The organism is Streptomyces aurantiacus (genome assembly GCF_001418335.1).
Lineage (GTDB): Bacteria > Actinomycetota > Actinomycetes > Streptomycetales > Streptomycetaceae > Streptomyces > Streptomyces aurantiacus.
Map to the genome: position 1 here is coordinate 27815 of NZ_LIPP01000118.1, position 18533 is coordinate 46347.

Sequence of the window (18533 nt, forward strand, 5' to 3'; positions counted from 1 at the left end):
GGTCACATCGCGCCGGTGAGCTGGTGCAGTACGGCGTCCAGGAGGCCTTCCGCGTCGAGGTCGACCCCGCTGGTGCGCAGGAAGACCGCGTTGAGCAGCTGGTCGGTGGCGAGTTCGCCCGGGGCGCGGCGGCGCAGGAACGCTTCGAGCAGGTCGTCGGCCTCCCGCAGCGCGTCCTCACCGAGGTGGGCGGCGACGATGGCGCGCAGCCGCTCCTCGTCGGGCACGTTCAGGCCGAGACGGACGCAGCGGCGCAGGAAGGCGGGCGGGAAGTCGCGTTCGCCGTTGCTGGTGATGACGACGACCGGGAACTCCGCGCACTGGACCAGTCCGTGGTGCACCCGGACGGCGCCGCGGTGGTCGGCGGTCTGCACCTCGACGTCGGCGAACTCCTCGGGCAGCCGACTGAGTTCCGGTATTTCGAAGACGCCCTCCTCGAACACGGTGAGCAGGTCGTTGGGGAGGTCGACGTCGCCCTTGTCCATCTCGTCGATGAGCAGGGCGCGCGGCACGACGGACGGCACCAGGGCCGTACCGAGCGGGCCGAGCCGGACGAACGTACCGATGGACGGCTCGCGTTCGCCGCGGTCCCGGCTGAGGGTCGTCTCGCGGAGCCTGCCGATCGCGTCGTACTGGTACAGGGCCTCGCGCACGGCGGAGCGGCTGTTGACGGGCCAGCGCAGCAGCTCGCCCAGGTTCAGCTCGTGTGCGACGGCCTTGGCGAGGGACGACTTGCCGGTGCCGGCCGGTCCGGTGACGAGCAGCGGGCGGCGCAGGTGGAGAGCGGCGTTGACCACGTCGGCGTGGAGCGGCTCGATCAGGTAGGGGAGTTCGGGGCGCACGGCCCGGTCGGGGGTGAAGCGGCGCCACGGCGGAGCCGACGGGAGGGTGACGGCCCGTGGTGTGCCGTCACCGCGGAAGAGGCGCCAGTCGGCCTCGGGAGCGGAAGTCATGCGCTCTCCTGTGGTTCGGTCAGGTGCAGTCGGGGCACCGTGCGGTCGGCGTCGGCCCAGGCCAGGACGGGACGGCCGGGGTAGTCCAGCGGGTGCAGCATGGTGTTGGCGCGGTAGGAGCGCACCCCGTCCGGCAGTTCACGGGTGGCGACCTCGGCCATCTGCTTCACGACGTGCGAGTCCGTGTCCCGTCCGCGGTCCCACACCACGACCGGCACGCCCACGGCCAGACACACCTGCACGACGGCGTCCCGGAGTCCCGCGGGCACGTCGACGGAGACACGCACCGCGTCGAGCTTCCGCATCAGTTCGGCGTAGATCTCGTTCGTGCTGAGAGACGCGTCGGAGAACACCAGCGTTGCTCCGGAGTCGAGACGGCTCCAGCGGCGGCGCCAGTCGGGCAGGAAACGCTCGTGCCGGCGCAGGAGTTCCGGGCAGTGCACGACCAGCGGGAACTCCACCCCCAGCACACCGGGGACGATCTCGTCGGGGCCACTGCCCTCCCACTCGTCGACGGGCAGGTTGAGGCTGGTGCGGTCCACGAGGACCTCCACGAGCGGCCGTTGCTCGTCGACGGCGGCGGGGTCGAGGGTCTCCAGGACCCGAAGGAGTTCGCGGGCCGCCTGCGAACCCGAGTACGCGGCCGACGTGTCGGTGGACACCTGCCGGAGGCCGGCCCCCTCGTCGCACCAGATCCGCAGCCGGTGCCGTCCCGGGTCCGCCCGGGTGACCTGTACCAGGACCCTGACGCGGGCGGACCGGGTGCGCATCACCCGCGCCCACTCCTGGGCGTCCGAACGCCGCTCGGCCAGTGCCGAGCGCGGAATGGCGAGTCGTACGGCGACCCCGTCGGACCAGATCCGCAGGCCCGCGCGCTGCGGTCCGGGGCACAGCACGCTCACGTACTCCATGACGCGCAGGAGCGCGGGGACCCTGGGTTCGCCGTCGTCGGAGCGGCCGTCGCCCGTCAGTGTCTCCAGATGGTCGATCAATGCGTCGAGCGTCTCGCCGCCGGGGAACGCCGCGGCCAGCGGCAGGGCCGCGCGGACCGCCTCGGCGAACCGGCCGAGCACGGCCTTGTCGATGCCGCGCAGGAGCTGGTGGAGGCGCGCGTACTCCCTCGGGGAGAGCAGCCGGGGCACCCGGTGGAGCCGTCCCGCGGTCAGTGCGTGGTCCGCCTCCTCCGGGTTGTTGCGGCGCAGGAGTTCGACGAGGGCCGCCAGGGCGCGCGGGTGGGTGAGGAGGAAGGCGGCGAACTCCTCCACCGTCGGCGGCAGGACCTCGCCGCCGTGCCCGACACCGCAGGCACGGGCGAGTCTGCGGGCGCAGTCGCCGCGCCCGACCGCCGACGGCAGCGCGCGCTCGATCGCCTCGGTGAGCAGGGTGAAGGCGGGGTCCTCCGGGTCGACGGGCCCGGGTTCCTCGGCGTCGAGGACACCCAGGGGCCGCAGCTCCGCCTCCACGTGCTGCCAGGGGATGGCCCAGCTGCGGCGGACCAGCTGCTGGGGGCTGTAGGGCAGCGGCTTTCCGGTGTCCGGATCGTGGGGCGGCATGAAGTGGGCGGTCATCAGGCCCACGACGGCCCTGCTCTGCCGGTGCCACAGGGGGCCACCGCTGTAGCCGGGGCCGACGGCCATGCCGGTGGCCGCGCCGTCGAGGTAGCCGACCGGCCCTTCGAGGGACTTGACCGTCAGTTCGGCGAAGGTGGCGCTGTGGCCGCTGCCGTGCCGGACGGTCACCCGCTGGTCGGCCGACATCGCGATACGGCGGGGCGGCGGGAACGTACTGCCGGGTGGTGCGTCGACCCGCAGCACGGCGAGATCACCGTGCCACTCGTCGTCCCCCTCGTGGACCGCTCCGCCCGCCTTGTGGCGCGGTGCGATCCAGTGCGCCACTCGCGCGGGGTAGCGTTCGGAGCCGCGCGGTCCCCTGAGGACGACGTCGAGTTCGTCGGGGCCCGGTGGCCGGCTATCGAACAGAGCCCTGCCCAAGGCGTCGTTGACGACGTGTGCGCAGGTCAGAACGGTGTCGCTGTCGAGTACGAGTCCGGCCCCGGCCGTTCTGCCGTCCCGCGCACGCGGTATGGACGCGGCGAACGGACCCTGGTCCTGGTCCTCGTCGGGCGCCGGCCCGAGGGCTCTGAACCAGCCCACGGATCACTCCGCGCCGGTTGTCGCACCGTCGTCGGCGCCCGCCGCGGGCTGCCAGCTGGCGGTGACGGTGAGGTGGGCCTGTCCGTTGCCGCCGACGATCCCGAGCCGGAGGTCCTGTCCGACCTGGACACCGAACGTCACGCTGATGTCGGACGGCGGCCGTGGCGCGGCCACGACGGCGTCGTGCACCTCCTGAAGGAGGGGGCCGAGCGGGCGCAGGGCCAGGCGCAGGGTCCCGATGGCCACGTCGGCGGCGGCCCGGCCGCCCCTGCTCACGGGTACGGCCCTGCCCATCCCTTCGGGCAGATCGTCGTCGGGGCCGGCCGCCCCCTGGTCCTGGGCGGCGGTGAACAGGAATCTGACGGGCGTACCGTCGTCGAGCTCCAGGTCTGCTGCGGTTGAGGTGGGCACAACGACATTGTGGCGCAGGGCAGGCCATGACATGGGCATGTGTGGACAACTCGGTTACGGGGGGAAAGGGCCGGCCGCCCCCTCGGAGAGCCGGTGCCCGGGAGAGCCTGTGCGGTGACCTTGGGCACTTCGGTGACAGAGTGGGCATGCATTCCGGACCCGGGGGCAGGTGGTCCCGACCCCCGGGAGTGACACACGCCTGCACAGGGCCACGGAACAGCCACGGAACAGCCACGGAACCGGAACGGAAGGCAGCACCGAACATGTCGGGACAGCAGTCGGGTCAGCGGTTGGGACAGCGGTCGGGCCACGAGGCGCAGCGGACGATTCACGTGGGCGGGCAGTGGCGTGCCGCCGCTTCGGGAGCCACCCGGGACGTCCTCGACCCGGCGGACGCCAAGCCGTTCGCGGTGGTCGCGGAAGGCGGCGTGCCGGACACGGACGCGGCTGTCGAGGCCGCCCGGCAGGCCTTCGACCACGGAGCGTGGCCGCGGACCCCCGTCACGGAGCGGGCCGCCCTCCTGCGCCGGGTCGCCGACCTCCTCGTCCGCGACCGCGAGCGGCTCGGACTGCTGGAGAGCCGGGACGCGGGCAAGACGCTGGAGGAGGGGCGGGTCGACATCGACTGCGTCGCCGACGCCTTCCGGTACTTCGCCGATCTCGTCGTCGGTGAGGGCGGCGGGCGGGTCGTCGACGCAGGATCGGACGACATCCACAGCGTCGTCGTGCACGAACCCCTCGGCGTCTGCGCGATGATCACGCCCTGGAACTACCCACTGCTGCAAGCCAGCTGGAAGATCGCGCCCGCCCTCGCCGCGGGGAACACCTTCGTCGTCAAGCCCAGCGAGATCACCCCGCTGACCACCGTCGCCCTCATCGACCTGCTCGTCGAGGCCGGGCTGCCCGCCGGAGTGGCCAACATCGTCACAGGACCCGGGCACAGTGTCGGCGCCCGCCTCGCCGAGCACCCGGACGTCGACCTCGTCTCCTTCACCGGCGGCCTCACCAGCGGCACGAAGGTCGCGCAGGCCGCCGCCGTCACCGTGAAGAAGGTCGCCCTCGAACTCGGCGGCAAGAACCCCAACGTCGTCTTCGCCGACGCCTGCGCCACCGAGGAGGGCTTCGACACCGCCGTCGACCAGGCGCTGAACGCCGCGTTCATCCACAGCGGCCAGGTCTGCTCGGCGGGCTCCCGGCTCATCGTCGAGGAGTCGGTCCGCGACCGCTTCGTCACCGAACTGGCGCGGCGGGCCGAGCGCATCCGGCTCGGCCGTGGCACCGAGGAGGGCGTCGAGTGCGGCCCGCTCGTCTCCGCCGAACAGCGCGAGAAGACCGAGGGCTACGTGGCCTCCGCCCTCGCGGAGGGCGCGGTGCTGCGGACCGGCGGCGCCCGCCCCGACCCCTCCGACGTACGCCCCGCCACCGGCTACTTCTACGAGCCGACCGTCCTCGACCAGTGCCACCGCGAGATGCGCGTCGTACGGGAAGAGGTGTTCGGGCCGGTCCTGACGGTGGAGACCTTCCGTACGGAGGACGAGGCCGTCGCGCTCGCCAACGACACGGAGTACGGGCTCGCGGGCGGCGTCTGGACCGCCGACGCGGGGCGCGCCCGGCGCGTGGCCGGACGCCTGCGGCACGGCACCGTCTGGATCAACGACTTCCACCCCTACCTTCCGCAGGCGGAGTGGGGCGGTTTCGGCAAGAGCGGGGTCGGCCGCGAGCTCGGCCCCGCGGGACTCGCCGAATACCGCGAGACGAAGCACGTGTACCAGAACCTCGCGCCGAAGCCGGTCAGGTGGTTCGCGGGCTGACGCTCTGAACGGGGCCCGCCAGGGCCCGCGTTCAGGGGCGCGGGGAACTGCGCGACAAGCCCCCACCGGCCGGCAGCCGACGCACCACCGTCACTTGTACTGCCCGGCCGTGTAGTGGCCGGGCGTGAGCCGACACGCCACCCCGAACCGGTTCCACGCGTTGATCACCGTGATCGCGGCGATCAACCGGGTCAGTTCGCCCTCGTCGAAGTGGCGCGCGGCGGTTTCGAACACCGCGTCCGGGACGAAGCCGTCCGTCAGCACCGTCACCGCCTCGGTCAGCGCGAGCGCCGCGAGCTCCTTCTCCGTGTAGAAGTGCCGCGACTCCTCCCAGGCGCTGAGCTGGATGATCCGCTCGACGCTCTCTCCCGCCGCGAGCGCGTCCTTCGTGTGCATGTCGAGACAGAACGCGCAGTGGTTGAGCTGCGAGGCGCGGATCTTCACCAGCTCAAGGAGCACCGGGTCGACTCCGTCCCGGGCCGCCGCGTCGAGCCGGACCATGGCCTTGTAGACCTCGGGGGCGTACTTGGTCCACTGGAGCCGGGGGGCTTCCTCGGCGGCGTACTGGGTGGTCGCGGGGGTTGTGGGGGTCGTCTGTGTCGTCTGCGCTGTGGTCATGTCCTCGACCCTACGAGCGAGGCAGCCCAGGAGTATGGTCCATTTCCATGGCTGGATCATGGGCCACTTTCGGGGTGGACCTGCACATCGACGTCGCGCGTACCGGCTCCGGCCTGCGCAGAGGCCTCACCGACGCGTTGCGGGAGGCGGTGCGCGGCGGGCGGCTCGCCCCGGGTACCCGGCTGCCGTCGTCCCGGTCCCTCGCCGGCGACCTCGGCGTCGCCCGCAACACGGTCGCCGACGCGTACGCCGACCTCGTCGCCGAGGGCTGGCTCACCGCCCGCCAGGGCTCGGGCACCCGGGTGGCGCGGCGGACGGTGCCGGTCCCGGCCTCCGCCGCGCGCCGGCCCCGCGCGCCCGAGGGACCCGCGTACGACTTCGTCCCCGGCACCCCGGACCTCGCCTCGTTCCCGCGCGCCGAGTGGCTCAAGGCGACCCGCCGGGCCCTCACGGCGGCACCGAACGACGCCTTCGGTTACGGGGACCCGCGCGGCCGTGTCGAACTGCGCACCGCCCTCGCGGGCTACCTCGCCCGCGCCCGTGGCGTACGCGCCGACCCCGAACACCTCCTCATCTGCTCCGGGTTCGTCCACGGGCTGATGCTGCTCGGGGAGGTACTGCGGCAGCGGGGCGCGCGGACGCTCGCCGTGGAGTCGTACGGGCTCGATGTGCACCGGCGGCTGATCGACCGGGCGGGACTGGAGTCGGTACCGCTGCCGTTCGACGAACTGGGCACGCGGACCGACGTGCTGACCGAGCGGGGCAAGGGCGGAGGCACGGGCAGCGACAAGGACGCAGGCGCGGGCGGGGCCGAGGCCGGTGCCGTGGGGGCGGTGCTGCTGACACCCGCGCACCAGTTCCCGATGGGCGTGCCGCTGCACCCGGACCGCCGGGCCGGTGTCGTCGACTGGGCGCGGCGCACGGGCGGGCTGATCCTGGAGGACGACTACGACGGGGAGTTCCGCTACGACCGGCAGCCCGTGGGCGCCCTCCAGGGCCTCGACCCGGACCGCGTGGTGTACTTCGGCACCGCCAGCAAGTCACTCGCCCCCGGCCTGCGCCTCGGCTGGCTGGTCCTGCCGCCGGACCTGGCAGCCGAGGTCGTGGCGGCGAAGGGCGGCGCGGACTGGTCGTGCGGGGTCCTGGACCAGCTGACACTGGCGGAGTTCATCACCTCGGGCGCGTACGACCGTCATGTGCGCGCCTCCCGCCTCCGGTACCGGCGCCGCCGCGACCAGCTCGTCTCGGCCCTGGCGGATCGCGCCCCGTCGGTCACGGCCACCGGCATCGCGGCCGGGTTCCACGCGGTGCTCCGGCTCCCGCCCGGCACCGAGCGGTCGGTGGTCCGGACGGCGGCCTGGCACGGCCTGGCCGACTACCGCCACCCCGCCGCCACGACTCCACCGGTGGACGCCCTGGTCGTCGGCTACGGGACCCCGTCGGACAGCGGCTGGCCGGCAGCACTGGAAACACTGTGCGCGGCACTCTCCTAAGGGCTGCCCCGTAACTCCCGACTCCCGGCGGGCGCACGACGACAGCTACGGCGCCTCGCGGCGTCGGTCGCAGTCGCTCGCATGGTGGACGGCGGCAGCTGTCCCCCGGACGTGCCCGGTAGGCTCGCTCCCGGGCCGTGACTGGCGCGCTGGGATGGGATCGACCATCGGGGAGCGGCCCGGGAACTGTGTGCCGTGCGCCTGGGCCGAACCGTGAACGCCGAACGCCACGTCCGGAGGCCGTCATGTCGGAGTCCCTCTCCACGCCCCTCTCCACCGAGTCCACCGCCTTCCGCAGCGCCCTCGAAGTGATCCGTGCCGTCGAACCCCGGGTCGCCGACGCCATCGGGCAGGAGGTCGCCGACCAGCGCGAGATGCTCAAGCTGATCGCCTCCGAGAACTACGCGTCCCCGGCCACCCTCCTCGCGATGGGCAACTGGTTCAGCGACAAGTACGCCGAAGGCACCGTCGGCCGCCGCTTCTACGCCGGCTGCCGCAACGTGGACACCGTCGAGGCCCTCGCCGCCGAGCACGCCCGCGAGCTCTTCGGCGCCGAGCACGCCTATGCCCAGCCGCACTCCGGCATCGACGCCAACCTCGTCGCCTTCTGGGCGGTCCTCGCCCAGCGCGTCGAGACCCCCGCCCTCCAGAAGGCCGGCGTCCGCAACGTCAACGACCTCTCCGAGGCCGACTGGGCCGAGCTGCGCCAGGCCTTCGGCAACCAGCGCATGCTGGGCATGTCCCTGGACGCCGGCGGCCACCTCACCCACGGCTTCCGCCCGAACATCTCCGGCAAGATGTTCGACCAGCGCTCCTACGGCACCGACCCCGCCACCGGCCTCATCGACTACGAGGCCCTGCGCGTGTCCGCCCGCGAGTTCAAGCCGATGATCATCGTCGCCGGCTACTCCGCCTACCCCCGGCTCGTGAACTTCCGGATCATGCGCGAGATCGCCGACGAGGTCGGCGCCACGCTCATGGTCGACATGGCGCACTTCGCAGGGCTGGTCGCGGGCAAGGTCCTCACCGGAGACTTCGACCCGGTCCCGCACGCCCAGATCGTCACCACGACCACCCACAAGTCGCTGCGCGGCCCGCGCGGCGGCATGGTCCTGTGCGACGAGTCGCTCGCCGAACAGGTCGACCGCGGCTGCCCCATGGTGCTCGGCGGCCCCCTTCCGCACGTCATGGCCGCCAAGGCGGTCGCACTCGCCGAGGCCCGCCGCCCCGAGTTCCGCGACTACGCCCAGGCCGTCGTCGACAACGCCCGCGCCCTCGCCGAGGGTCTGATGCGGCGCGGTGCCACGCTGGTCACCGGCGGCACGGACAACCACCTGAACCTCATCGACGTCGGCACCTCCTACGGCCTCACCGGCCGGCAGGCCGAGTCCGCGCTCCTCGACTCGGGCATCGTCACCAACCGCAACGCGATCCCCGCAGACCCCAACGGCGCCTGGTACACCTCGGGCATCCGGATCGGCACGCCCGCGCTGACCACCCGGGGCCTCGGTGCCACCGAGATGGACGAGATCGCCGGCCTGATCGACCGCGTCCTCGCCACCACGGAACCGGGCACCACCAAGAAGGGCGCCCCCTCCAAGGCCCAGCACGTCCTCGACCCGAAGATCGCGGACGAGATCGCCCACCGCGCGACCGACCTCCTGACCGGCTTCCCGCTGTACCCGGAGATCGACCTCGGCTGACCTCACGGTCGGGCGCCCGCACCGTTTTGTTACGCCGTCGGAGACAGACCGGGCCGCACCTGTTTCCGACCAGTTCCGGAGCGGGCCCCGACACCTGAGAGAATGGTGGGCATGGCTCTCGACCGTCCCCGCGTGCTCTCCGGAATCCAGCCCACCGCAGGCTCGTTCCACCTCGGCAACTACCTCGGCGCCGTCCGCCAGTGGGTGGCCCTCCAGGAGTCCCACGACGCGTTCTACATGGTGGTCGACCTGCACGCGATCACCCTCCCGCAGGACCCCGCGGACCTGCGCGCCAACACCCGGCTCGCCGCCGCCCAACTGCTGGCCGCAGGTCTCGACCCCGAGCGCTGCACGCTCTTCGTGCAGAGTCATGTCCCCGAGCACGCCCAGCTCGCGTGGGTCATGAACTGCCTCACCGGGTTCGGCGAGGCCTCCCGCATGACCCAGTTCAAGGACAAGTCCGCCAGGCAGGGCGCCGACCGCGCCTCGGTCGGCCTCTTCACGTATCCGATCCTCCAGGTCGCGGACATCCTGCTGTACCAGGCCAACGAGGTCCCGGTGGGCGAGGACCAGCGCCAGCACATCGAGCTGACCCGCGACCTCGCCGAGCGGTTCAACGGCCGTTTCGGGCAGACGTTCACCGTGCCGAAGCCGTACATCCTCAGGGAGACGGCGAAGATCTTCGATCTGCAGGACCCGACGATCAAGATGAGCAAGTCGGCGTCGACGCCGAAGGGCCTCATCAACCTCCTCGACGAGCCGAAGGCCACCGCCAAGAAGGTGAAGAGCGCGGTCACCGACACGGACACGGTGGTCAGGTTCGACGTCGAGAACAAGCCGGGCGTCAGCAACCTGCTGGGCATCTACTCCACGCTCACCGGCGTCGGAATCGGGGAACTGGAGCAGAAGTACGCCGGCAAGGGCTACGGTGCGCTGAAGACGGACCTGGCGGAGGTCATGGTCGACTTCGTGACGCCTTTCCGGGAGCGCACCCAGCAGTATCTGGACGACCCGGAGACGCTCGACTCCATCCTGGCCAAGGGGGCGGAGAAAGCTCGTGCGGTCGCCGCGGAGACGCTCGCCCAGGTGTACGGCAAGGTGGGTTTCCTGCCCGCCAAGCACTGATCGCCGAGCGCCGGCCGCCGCTACGAGAGCCCGTACGGCGGCCGGGACGAGACCAGGACAACACCGCCACGACATCCGCTGCGGGGCCGCACGGCCGTACAGTCGATAGCCGGGTCGGCAGCAGCACGACGGAACAGACACCGGCACAACGACAGGAGACGACGTGGGGACCGTAACGATCGGTGTGTCGATCGCGGTCCCGGAGCCACATGGCAGCCTGCTCCAGGAGCGGCGCATGGCCTTCGGTGACCCCGCGGCGTCCGGCATTCCCACGCACGTCACACTGCTGCCGCCGACCGTGGTCGACCGGGCGACACTGCCCGCGATCGAGACCCACCTCGTCGAGGTCGCGGCGGCCGGCCGGCCCTTCCCGATGCGGTTGAACGGGACGGGCACGTTCCGTCCGCTGTCCCCGGTCGTGTTCGTACAGGTGGCCGAGGGGGCCGAGGCCTGCACCTGGCTGCAGAAGCAGGTCCGGGACGCCTCCGGGCCCGTGGCGTGCGAACTGCAGTTCCCGTACCACCCGCATGTGACGGTGGCGCACGGCATCGACGACGAGGCGATGGACCGCGCCTTCGAGGAGCTGGCGGAGTACGAGGCGCACTGGCCGTGCACCGGCTTCGCGCTCTACGAGCAGGGACCCGACGGCGTGTGGCGCAGGCTGCGTGACTACGTCTTCGGGGGCGCGGTCGTGCCACCGCAGGCGGCCCATGTGGCACGGGGCCCGCTCCCGGCCTGCTGACCGGCCGGTTCGCCCGCTTGTCACAGGGGCAGGCGGCGGAACACCCCACGCGGCACATGCCGCAGCGCCGCCATCACCACCCGCAGTGTCCCCGGCACCCACACCGTCTCGGAGCGCCGGCGCAGTCCCGTCTCGATCGCCGTGGCCACCGCCTCGGGGGTCGTCGCGAGCGGGGCCTCGGCCAGCCCCTCCGTCATCTTCGAGCGGACGAAGCCGGGCCGTACGACCATCACGTGGACGCCCGTGCCGTACAGCGCGTCCCCCAGGCCCTGGGCGAACGCGTCGAGGCCCGCCTTGCTCGACCCGTAGATGAAGTTGGCGCGGCGGGCCCGCTCGCCCGCCACCGAGGAGAGCACCACCAGGGAGCCGTGGCCCTGCGTCTGGAGCGCCCGCGCGCAGACCAGGCCCGACGAGACGGCGCCCGTGTAGTTGGTCTGCGCGACCCGGACCGCGGCGCCGGGCTCGTTCTCGTCGCGCGACTGGTCACCGAGGACGCCGAACGCGAGCAGGACCATGTCGATGTCGCCCTCGGCGAAGACCTTGCCCAGAGCCGCCTCGTGGCCGTCGGGGTCGAGCGCGTCGAAGCCGACGGTACGGACGTCCGCGCCGAGCTCGCGCAGCCCGGAGGCGGCCGACTCCAGAGCGGGCGAGGGGCGGCCCGCGAGCCACACCGTGCGGGTACGGCGGGTGATCAGCCGGCGGGCGGTGGCGAGCGCGATCTCCGACGTGCCACCGAGGACGAGCAGGGACTGGGGAATGCCGAAGGCGTCCTTCATGCGACCGAACTCCTCATGGGTTGATGCGGGGGAAACGGGGGATGCAGGGGGGAAACGAGGGATGCGGGAGTCAGAGCCCGAGGCGCCGGGACAGGTCGGAGGTGAAGACGGACCGCGGGTCCAGCTCCGCCCGCAGCGCCCGGAACTCGCCGAGCCGCGGATACATCGACGCGAGCAGTTCGGGCCGCAGCCGGGAGTCCTTGGCGAGGTAGACACGGCCTTCGGCCGCGGCCACCTCCTCGTCCAGCTCGTCGAGGAAGCCGCCGAGCCCCGGCAGGTTCGCGGGGATGTCCAGGGCGAGGGTCCAGCCGGGCATCGGGAAGGACAGCCAGCCCGGGTCGCCCTCGCCGAACCGCTTCAGCACGGCGAGGAAGGAAGGGCAGCGCCGCTGCGAGATGCGGTGCACGATCCGTCCGAGGGCCTCCTCCCGGCCGTGTCCGACGACGAACTGGTACTGCACGAAACCGCCGCGCCCGTAGACCCGGTTCCAGTGCGGCACGCCGTCGAGCGGATGGAAGAAGGTGGACATCCGCTGCAGTTCACCGGTACGCGCGCGGGGCGCCTTCCGGTACCAGAGTTCGTTGAAGAGCCCGACCGTCGTACGGCCGAGCAGGCCCTCGGGGACGAAGGAGGGCGCGGCGGGAAGGCGCCCGGGCCGGAACTCCAGCGGAGCCCTTCGCGCGCGCGTGCCCTCGGCCAGCGCCTCCAGCGGGGCATGGTCGCCCCGGGTCAGCACCGAGCGCCCCATGGACGTACCGCGGGCCAGCAGGTCGATCCAGGCGACCGAGTAGCGGTAACGGTGGTCGGTGGCCGTGAGGCGGGCCATCAAGTCGTCCAGGTCCGTGGCGCGTTCCGTGTCGACGGACATCAACGACGTCTCGACGGGCTCCAGTCGGACGGTGGCCGTCAGGATGACGCCGGTCAGGCCCATCCCGCCCGCGGTGGCGTCGAAGAGGGGCGTGCCGGGGCGCACCGTACGGATCTCGCCGTCCGCGGTCAGCAGCTCGAAGGACAGGACGTGCCGGGCGAACGAGCCGGACACGTGGTGGTTCTTGCCGTGGATGTCCGCGCCGATCGCCCCGCCGACCGTCACATAGCGGGTCCCGGGCGTGACCGGCACGAACCAGCCCAGCGGCAGCAGGACTTCCATGAGGCGGTGCAGCGAGACACCGGCGCCGCACAGCACGGTCCCGCCGTCCGCGTCGATCGCGTGGACGCGGTCGAGGCCCGTCATGTCGAACACGGCCCCGCCCGCGTTCTGCGCCGCGTCCCCGTACGCCCGTCCCAGACCCCGCGCGATACCCCCGCGGGCCCCGCACTCCCGGACGGCCGCCACGGCCTCCTCGTACGTACGGGGGCGCACCAGGCGGGCGGCGGTGGGAGCGGTGCGGCCCCATCCCGTGACGGAAACCGTGTCAGCAACCGTGTCAGCAACCTTGTCAGTAACTGCGTCAGCAGACATGCCAGTGGACATGCCAGCGACCGTATCGACCGACAGCGGCCGTTAGGCGTTGTTAGTCCTCTAACATCCCTTTCCTCCCCGAAATGGGTGATTAATGGGATGTCGCTCAATATTGCCGGAGTTCCAGCGGTGCCGGCGTGAACAGTGAGTTTCCATGGACCACCACGACGAGCGCCCTGACCTGGACCACCGGATCCTCTCGGCCCTCCACGCCCGCGGCGCCACCCCGAGGGTCGCCGCCGCCGCGCGGACCCTGTCCCTGGCCGGCGAGCACGGCGCGCTGTGGCTCGCGGCGGGCCTCGCGGGAGCCGCCGTCGACCGGGAACGGCGCGGCGCCTGGCTGCGCGGCACGGCCCTGACCGCGGGCGCGCACCTCACCAGCATGGGCGTCAAACGGCTCGTACGCCGTCCGCGGCCCGGCCACATCGAGCCGCTGGTCCGCACCGCGGGCCGGCACTCCTTCCCCAGCTCGCACGCCACCTCGGCCGCGGCGGCGGCCGTGGCCTTCGGGGCGCTCGGCGCGCGCGTGGTGCCCGCGCTGGCCGCCGCGATGTGCCTGTCGCGGCTGGTCGTCGGCGTCCACTACCCCTCGGACGTGGCGGCGGGCGCCGCCCTCGGCGCGGTGACCGCCCGGCTCGGTGCCCGCTGGATGACAGGAGACCGCGACCATGGCTGACACGGCCCTCCTGGAGAAGACCCGGAAAGAACAGAGAGAACAGCGGAAGCAGGCCGCTCCGCGGGAAAGTGGCCTCCTGAGAGGGCTGATCAGGACCGCCCGTCCGAAACAGTGGGTCAAGAACGTCCTCGTCATCGCCGCCCCGGCCGCGGCGGGCGAGCTCTTCTCACGGCACGCCCTCACCCAGGTCGCACTCGTCTTCGTCCTTTTCACGGCCTGCGCCGCGAGCGTCTACCTGGTCAACGACGCCCGGGACGCCGACGCCGACCGCGCCCACCCCGTCAAGCGCCACCGGCCGGTCGCCGCGGGGCAGGTGCCCGTACCGGTCGCCTACTGCGTCGGCGTCGTCCTCGCCGTCGTCGCCCCGACCGTGGCCGCCTTCCTGTGCTCGCCGTTCACCTCGGCGCTGCTCACCGCCTACCTGGGCCTGCAGTTCGCGTACTGCCTGAGCCTCAAGCACGTCCTGGTCGCCGACCTCGCCGTGGTGACCACCGGGTTCCTGATGCGGGCCATGATCGGCGGAGTCGCGCTCGGCATCCCGCTGTCACGCTGGTTCCTGATCACGACGGGCTTCGGCGCGCTGTTCATGGTGTCCGCCAAGCGCTACTCCGAGGCCGTCCAGATGGCCGGAAAAGCGGGCGCCACGCGCGCGTTGCTCACCGAGTACACCACCGGCTACCTGCGCTTCGTCTGGCAGCTCGCCGCCTCGGTCGCCGTCCTCGGCTACTGCCTGTGGGCCCTGGAGGAGGGCGGGGTGCCGCACACCAGCGTGCTGCCCTGGCGGCAGCTGTCGATGGTCGCCTTCATCCTCGCCGTCCTGCGGTACGCGGTCTTCGCCGACCGGGGCACCGCCGGCGAACCGGAGGACGTGGTCCTGCGCGACCGCGCGCTCGCCCTGATCGGCGTGGCCTGGGTCGCGATGTACGGCCTGGCGGTAGCCAACTGGTGAGCCGGGCGCGGACAGTGGACGCGGGGGGCGTGAGCCGGCCGCGGCTCCGAGAGCTGCTCGGCTTCGCCATCGCCGGGCTCCTCGCGTACGCCGCGGACCTCGCTCTCTTCCTCTGGCTGCGCGGCCCGGCCGGTGCGGACCCGTTGACCGCCAAGGCCGTGTCGTTCGTGGCGGGCTGCTCGGTCGCGTACGCGGGCAACGCGCTCGGCACCTACCGGCACGCGACAAGGAATCTGCGCCAGTACGGGATCTTCTTCGCCGTGAACGTCGCCGGCGCACTGGTCCAGCTGCTGTGCATCCTCGTCAGCCACTACGGCCTCGGGTTCACCACCCCGCGCGCGGACACCGTCTCCGGCGCGGGCATCGGCATGGTGCTCGCCACGATCCTGCGTTTCTGGGGTACCCGGACACTGGTTTTCCGAAGTGTCCGAGGCATCCGAGGTGAGAGTTCCGAAGCGGGGGCATAGTCGGATCATGGACTGGCTGAAAAAGCTCCCCGTCGTGGGCCCGCCGATCACCCGGCTGACGGCCACCCACGCCTGGCGGTCGTACGAGCGACTCGACCGGGTGAAGTGGGCACGGCTCGCCGCGGCGATGACCTTCATCAGCTTTGTCGCGCTCTTCCCGCTGATCACCGTGGCCGCCACGATCGCCGCCGCGACCCTCGACAAGGACAGGCAGCACACGCTCGAAAACAAGATCGCCGAGCAGGTGCCGGGCATCTCCGACCAGCTCGACATCGGCGCCCTCGTCGACAACGCCGGCACGGTCGGACTCATCGCGGGCGCGCTGCTGCTGTTCACCGGCATCGGCTGGGTCGGCTCGATGCGCGAATGCCTGCGTGCGGTCTGGGAGCTGCCGGACGAGGAGGAGAACCCGTTCCTGAGCAAGCTCAAGGACGCGGGCGTACTCGTCGGCCTCGGCGGCGCCGTGCTCGTCACCATCGCCGCCTCCACCCTCGCGTCGACCACGGTGGGCTGGACGACCCGGCACCTCGGCATCGACGAGGGCGGCTGGGGCGGGGTGCTGCTGCGGACGGCCGCCTTCGCCGTGGCCGTCCTCGCCGACTTCCTGCTGCTCCTGTACCTCCTGACGCTGCTCCCCGGCGTCCAGCCGGAGCGGCGCCGCCTCGTGGTCGCCGCGCTGATCGGCGCCGCCGGGTTCGAGCTGCTGAAGCTGCTGCTCAGCGGCTATATGCAGGGGGTCGCGTCGAAGAACATGTACGGGGCGTTCGGCGTGCCCGTCGCACTGCTGCTGTGGATCGACTTCACGTCCAGGCTGCTGCTCTTCTGCGCCGCCTGGACGGCGACGGGGCACGAGGAGACAGCCGATCGGCCGGCCGAGGAAGCGGATGAACCGGCGGCCGAGGCGATCGTCGTGGGGCCGGCCGAGCGGACGGCGGACGACCCCGCGGACCTCAGCGGCGGCGGCGCATCAACTCCGGCAGCGGCCAGCGGCGGTTGATCAGGAAGACACCGGCGGCGAGCAGGACGAGGACGCCGCCGGTGATCCCCAGCGCGATACCGACACCGCTCGAACCGTCCGTCGACGCCGAGGCCGCCACCGGCTTCGACGAGCCCCTGTCGTCGCCCGAACCGCCCGCCTCACCCGAGGCGTCGGCGCCCGGCTGAGCGCTCGTCTTCGCGCTCTTCGGCGGCACCAGCTCGCCCACCGGGGAGACCTTGCCCGACGCCTGGAAGCCCCAGTCGAGGAGCTTGGCGGTCTCCTTGTAGACCTCGTTGTGCTCTGTCTTCTGCGGGTTCATCACCGTGACGAGCAGCACCTTGCCGTCACGCTCGGCGACCCCCGTGAAGGTCGCCCCCGCGTTCGTGGTGTTGCCGTTCTTCACACCCGCGATGCCCTTGTACGCGTCGAGACCGGCGTCGCCGGCCAGCAGCCGGTTGGTGTTCTGGATCTCGAAGGACTTGCGGGTCGTCTTGCCCTTCTTGTTCTTCTTGGTCTCGCCGGGGAAGTCCGCGCGGACCGTCGAGCAGTACTCCCGGAAGTCCTCGTTCTGCAGGCCGGAACGGGCGAACAGGGTCAGGTCGTACGCCGACGACACCTGCTTCTTCTCGTCGTAACCGTCCGGGCTGACCACGTTCGTGTCCAGCGCCTGGAGCTCCTCGGCGCGCGCGTTCATGTCCTTGACGGTCCGGTCGACGCCGCCGTTCATCGCGGACAGGACGTGGACGGCGTCGTTGCCGGACTTGAGGAAGACGCCGAGCCACAGATCGTGGACCGAGTACGTCTCCTCCTCCTTGATGCCCACCATGCTGGAGCCCACGCCGATGCCGGCCAGGTCGGACAGCTGGACCTTGTGCTTCTGCGTCTTGGGGAACTTGGGCAGCAGGGTGTCCGCGAACAGCATCTTCAGGGTGCTCGCCGGGGGCAGCCGCCAGTGCGCGTTGTGCGAGGCCAGGACATCGCCGGACTCGGCGTCCGCGACGATCCAGGAGCGGGCGCTCAGATCCTTCGGGAGGACCGGCGCGCCGGCGCCGAGATTCGCCTGCGCCCCGGACTTGCCGAGCTGGGCACCGCCCACGGTCGACATGCCCGCCGGCGGTGTGGCCGACGAAGAAGAAGTCGAGGTCGACGTCGGAGTCGGTGTCGGCTTGGCGTCCGCCGCGGCGGCGGACGCGGTGGCGGTCACCGACAGCGCGAGCGAGAACGACAACAGCGTGGCGGAGGTGACCAGCAAGGAGGACTTGGCGGTCTTTTTCATGGCGGGCACGGTCGAGAACGTACAGGGCGCCGCCAGGGAAGTCGCGGGCGCCTCCTCACCAGGACCCTTTCCGGCAGGTCCTTTTCCGCCACCGTTCCGCGCGCCGTCGTCGTTCCCACCCCGGGCGCCGGTCCCGTTCGAAGGCGGCGATACTGAACCCATGAAGCTCAGCCGCCCCCTCTCCTGGTTCCTGCTCGCCTTCGGAGTGTGGAGCTGGGTCATCTGGATCACTTTCATCAAGAATTTGTGGAAGGACGGCAGCGGGCTCGCCTTCGACGACGCGGGGGACCCGACCGGGTACTTCTGGGTGCACCTGACGCTCGCCGTTGTCTCCTTTGTCTTGGGGACGGTTGTCGGAGGCATCGGGTTGCGCGGTGTCCGGGCCTTGCGCCGGACGCCGTCGCCGTCGCCGTAACAGCACAACGCCGTAAGGCCACAAGGCCGTAGCGGCACAACGCCACAACGTCATAACGTCATAACGTCATAACGTCATAACGGGAGAGTCTCCGCGTGGTCATCGTGTCCTTGGTTGTCGTGCTGGTCCTGGCAGTGTTCGGAGCCCTGCACTGGTACCTGTGGCGTCGGCTGGTGCGCGACACGACGGCTCGGTCCGGGGTCTCCAGGCGGGTCGGCACGGTCGCGTTCGTGGCCGCGCCGCTGCTCATGTTCGCGGCGATCGCGGCCGAGCAGACGGGCGCGCCGTTCCTGTTGCAGCAGGTGCTGGCCTGGCCCGGCTTCCTGTGGATGGCGCTGACGATCTACCTCCTCCTCGCGCTGCTGGTCGGCGAGGCCGTACGACCGCTGCTGCGCAGGGCCCTGGACCGGCGTCCGGCGCCCGCGGCCGAGCCGGCGGACGTACGGGAGGCCGCGTCCGTACCCGCGGGAGCGCCCGCCCGGGACGCCGAGCAGCCCAACGAGACCTCCACCTCCACCTCCACC

The 18533-nt window shown here is 71.7% G+C and carries 17 protein-coding genes, 1 pseudogene and 1 riboswitch; of the genes and pseudogenes, 11 read left to right on the plus strand and 7 right to left on the minus strand.

What is annotated here, in order from left to right; all coding sequences use genetic code 11:
- Positions 1 to 2 precede the first annotated feature (2 nt).
- Genes AOK01_RS16990 through AOK01_RS17000 form a run of 3 tightly spaced genes read right to left on the minus strand, consistent with a single transcriptional unit; the run spans position 3 to position 3517 of the window.
- On the minus strand, positions 3 to 953 hold the full coding sequence (locus tag AOK01_RS16990) for an AAA family ATPase (RefSeq protein WP_055512461.1): 951 nt from the start codon (positions 951 to 953) through the stop codon (positions 3 to 5).
- Complete coding sequence (locus AOK01_RS16995) at positions 950 to 3106, minus strand: VMAP-C domain-containing protein (RefSeq protein WP_079103482.1); 2157 nt, start codon at positions 3104 to 3106, stop codon at positions 950 to 952. Before AOK01_RS16995 ends, AOK01_RS16990 begins: the two co-directional genes overlap by 4 nt.
- Before the next feature lie 3 nt (positions 3107 to 3109).
- On the minus strand, positions 3110 to 3517 hold the full coding sequence (locus tag AOK01_RS17000; RefSeq protein WP_245702286.1) for a CU044_2847 family protein: 408 nt from the start codon (positions 3515 to 3517) through the stop codon (positions 3110 to 3112).
- A gap of 263 nt (positions 3518 to 3780) precedes the next feature.
- Here AOK01_RS17000 and AOK01_RS17005 point away from each other — a divergent pair, with 263 nt between their 5' ends.
- Entirely contained in the window at positions 3781 to 5328 is a 1548-nt protein-coding gene (locus tag AOK01_RS17005; protein WP_055512463.1) for an aldehyde dehydrogenase family protein, read from the plus strand.
- Positions 5329 to 5418: 90 nt separating this feature from the next.
- Here AOK01_RS17005 and AOK01_RS17010 read toward each other — a convergent pair whose 3' ends face one another.
- Complete coding sequence (locus AOK01_RS17010) at positions 5419 to 5946, minus strand: carboxymuconolactone decarboxylase family protein (protein WP_055512465.1); 528 nt, start codon at positions 5944 to 5946, stop codon at positions 5419 to 5421.
- 47 nt (positions 5947 to 5993) lie between these two features.
- Here AOK01_RS17010 and pdxR point away from each other — a divergent pair, with 47 nt between their 5' ends.
- The 4 genes from pdxR to AOK01_RS17030 all read left to right on the plus strand — a co-directional run bounded on the left by pdxR (position 5994) and on the right by AOK01_RS17030 (position 11009).
- Positions 5994 to 7439: a MocR-like pyridoxine biosynthesis transcription factor PdxR gene (gene pdxR / locus AOK01_RS17015; RefSeq protein WP_055512467.1), complete on the plus strand. Its 1446-nt coding sequence runs from the start codon at positions 5994 to 5996 to the stop codon at positions 7437 to 7439.
- A 127-nt stretch (positions 7440 to 7566) separates the two neighbouring features.
- Positions 7567 to 7653: riboswitch (ZMP/ZTP riboswitch) on the plus strand.
- Between the two features lie 31 nt (positions 7654 to 7684).
- Positions 7685 to 9142 (plus strand): glycine hydroxymethyltransferase, encoded by a 1458-nt coding sequence (locus AOK01_RS17020; RefSeq protein ID WP_055512469.1) that lies wholly within the window; start codon positions 7685 to 7687, stop codon positions 9140 to 9142.
- Between the two features lie 111 nt (positions 9143 to 9253).
- Positions 9254 to 10267 (plus strand): tryptophan--tRNA ligase, encoded by a 1014-nt coding sequence (gene trpS / locus AOK01_RS17025; protein WP_055512501.1) that lies wholly within the window; start codon positions 9254 to 9256, stop codon positions 10265 to 10267.
- 163 nt (positions 10268 to 10430) lie between these two features.
- The gene (locus tag AOK01_RS17030; RefSeq protein WP_055512471.1) at positions 10431 to 11009 is read left to right on the plus strand and encodes a 2'-5' RNA ligase family protein; all 579 of its coding nucleotides are present in this window, start codon (positions 10431 to 10433) and stop codon (positions 11007 to 11009) included.
- Positions 11010 to 11029: 20 nt separating this feature from the next.
- Here AOK01_RS17030 and dprE2 read toward each other — a convergent pair whose 3' ends face one another.
- A complete protein-coding gene (gene dprE2 / locus AOK01_RS17035; protein WP_055512473.1) occupies positions 11030 to 11785 on the minus strand; it encodes a decaprenylphospho-beta-D-erythro-pentofuranosid-2-ulose 2-reductase in 756 nt (251 codons plus the stop codon).
- A 70-nt stretch (positions 11786 to 11855) separates the two neighbouring features.
- Entirely contained in the window at positions 11856 to 13247 is a 1392-nt protein-coding gene (gene dprE1, locus AOK01_RS17040; RefSeq protein WP_055512475.1) for a decaprenylphosphoryl-beta-D-ribose oxidase, read from the minus strand.
- Between the two features lie 154 nt (positions 13248 to 13401).
- On the opposite strand from dprE1, the gene AOK01_RS17045 reads away from it, so the two are divergent.
- The 4 genes from AOK01_RS17045 to AOK01_RS17060 are packed head-to-tail and all read left to right on the plus strand — an operon-like array spanning position 13402 to position 16336.
- Complete coding sequence (locus AOK01_RS17045) at positions 13402 to 13923, plus strand: phosphatase PAP2 family protein (protein ID WP_055512477.1); 522 nt, start codon at positions 13402 to 13404, stop codon at positions 13921 to 13923.
- Positions 13916 to 14872 (plus strand): decaprenyl-phosphate phosphoribosyltransferase, encoded by a 957-nt coding sequence (locus tag AOK01_RS17050; RefSeq protein WP_055512479.1) that lies wholly within the window; start codon positions 13916 to 13918, stop codon positions 14870 to 14872. The genes AOK01_RS17045 and AOK01_RS17050 overlap by 8 nt, the downstream gene beginning before the upstream one ends.
- Before the next feature lie 29 nt (positions 14873 to 14901).
- Complete coding sequence (locus AOK01_RS17055; RefSeq protein WP_055512482.1) at positions 14902 to 15339, plus strand: GtrA family protein; 438 nt, start codon at positions 14902 to 14904, stop codon at positions 15337 to 15339.
- Positions 15340 to 15346: 7 nt separating this feature from the next.
- Entirely contained in the window at positions 15347 to 16336 is a 990-nt protein-coding gene (locus AOK01_RS17060; protein WP_055512485.1) for a YihY/virulence factor BrkB family protein, read from the plus strand.
- Here the strand turns inward: AOK01_RS17060 and AOK01_RS17065 are convergent.
- Positions 16290 to 17603 (minus strand): D-alanyl-D-alanine carboxypeptidase family protein, encoded by a 1314-nt coding sequence (locus AOK01_RS17065; protein WP_055512487.1) that lies wholly within the window; start codon positions 17601 to 17603, stop codon positions 16290 to 16292. The two genes, AOK01_RS17060 and AOK01_RS17065, sit on opposite strands and share 47 nt — an antisense overlap.
- A 151-nt stretch (positions 17604 to 17754) precedes the next feature.
- On the opposite strand from AOK01_RS17065, the gene AOK01_RS45115 reads away from it, so the two are divergent.
- The gene (locus AOK01_RS45115) at positions 17755 to 18009 is read left to right on the plus strand and encodes an SCO4848 family membrane protein (RefSeq protein WP_055512489.1); all 255 of its coding nucleotides are present in this window, start codon (positions 17755 to 17757) and stop codon (positions 18007 to 18009) included.
- Between the two features lie 95 nt (positions 18010 to 18104).
- A pseudogene (locus AOK01_RS17075) lies at positions 18105 to 18533 on the plus strand (metallophosphoesterase); the annotation flags it as partial.

What these genes read in the sequence shown, in the direction of transcription:
- AOK01_RS17005 (WP_055512463.1), top strand. Translation starts at nt 3,781, where the DNA reads ATGTCGGGACAGCAGTCGGGTCAGCGGTTGGGACAGCGGTCGGGCCAC.
- AOK01_RS16990 (WP_055512461.1), bottom strand. Translation starts at nt 953, where the DNA reads ATGACTTCCGCTCCCGAGGCCGACTGGCGCCTCTTCCGCGGTGACGGC.
- AOK01_RS45115 (WP_055512489.1), top strand. Translation starts at nt 17,755, where the DNA reads ATGAAGCTCAGCCGCCCCCTCTCCTGGTTCCTGCTCGCCTTCGGAGTG.
- trpS (WP_055512501.1), top strand. Translation starts at nt 9,254, where the DNA reads ATGGCTCTCGACCGTCCCCGCGTGCTCTCCGGAATCCAGCCCACCGCA.
- AOK01_RS17050 (WP_055512479.1), top strand. Translation starts at nt 13,916, where the DNA reads ATGGCTGACACGGCCCTCCTGGAGAAGACCCGGAAAGAACAGAGAGAA.
- pdxR (WP_055512467.1), top strand. Translation starts at nt 5,994, where the DNA reads ATGGCTGGATCATGGGCCACTTTCGGGGTGGACCTGCACATCGACGTC.
- AOK01_RS17045 (WP_055512477.1), top strand. Translation starts at nt 13,402, where the DNA reads ATGGACCACCACGACGAGCGCCCTGACCTGGACCACCGGATCCTCTCG.
- AOK01_RS17060 (WP_055512485.1), top strand. Translation starts at nt 15,347, where the DNA reads ATGGACTGGCTGAAAAAGCTCCCCGTCGTGGGCCCGCCGATCACCCGG.
- AOK01_RS17010 (WP_055512465.1), bottom strand. Translation starts at nt 5,946, where the DNA reads ATGACCACAGCGCAGACGACACAGACGACCCCCACAACCCCCGCGACC.
- dprE2 (WP_055512473.1), bottom strand. Translation starts at nt 11,785, where the DNA reads ATGAAGGACGCCTTCGGCATTCCCCAGTCCCTGCTCGTCCTCGGTGGC.
- AOK01_RS17020 (WP_055512469.1), top strand. Translation starts at nt 7,685, where the DNA reads ATGTCGGAGTCCCTCTCCACGCCCCTCTCCACCGAGTCCACCGCCTTC.
- dprE1 (WP_055512475.1), bottom strand. Translation starts at nt 13,247, where the DNA reads ATGTCTGCTGACGCAGTTACTGACAAGGTTGCTGACACGGTTGCTGAC.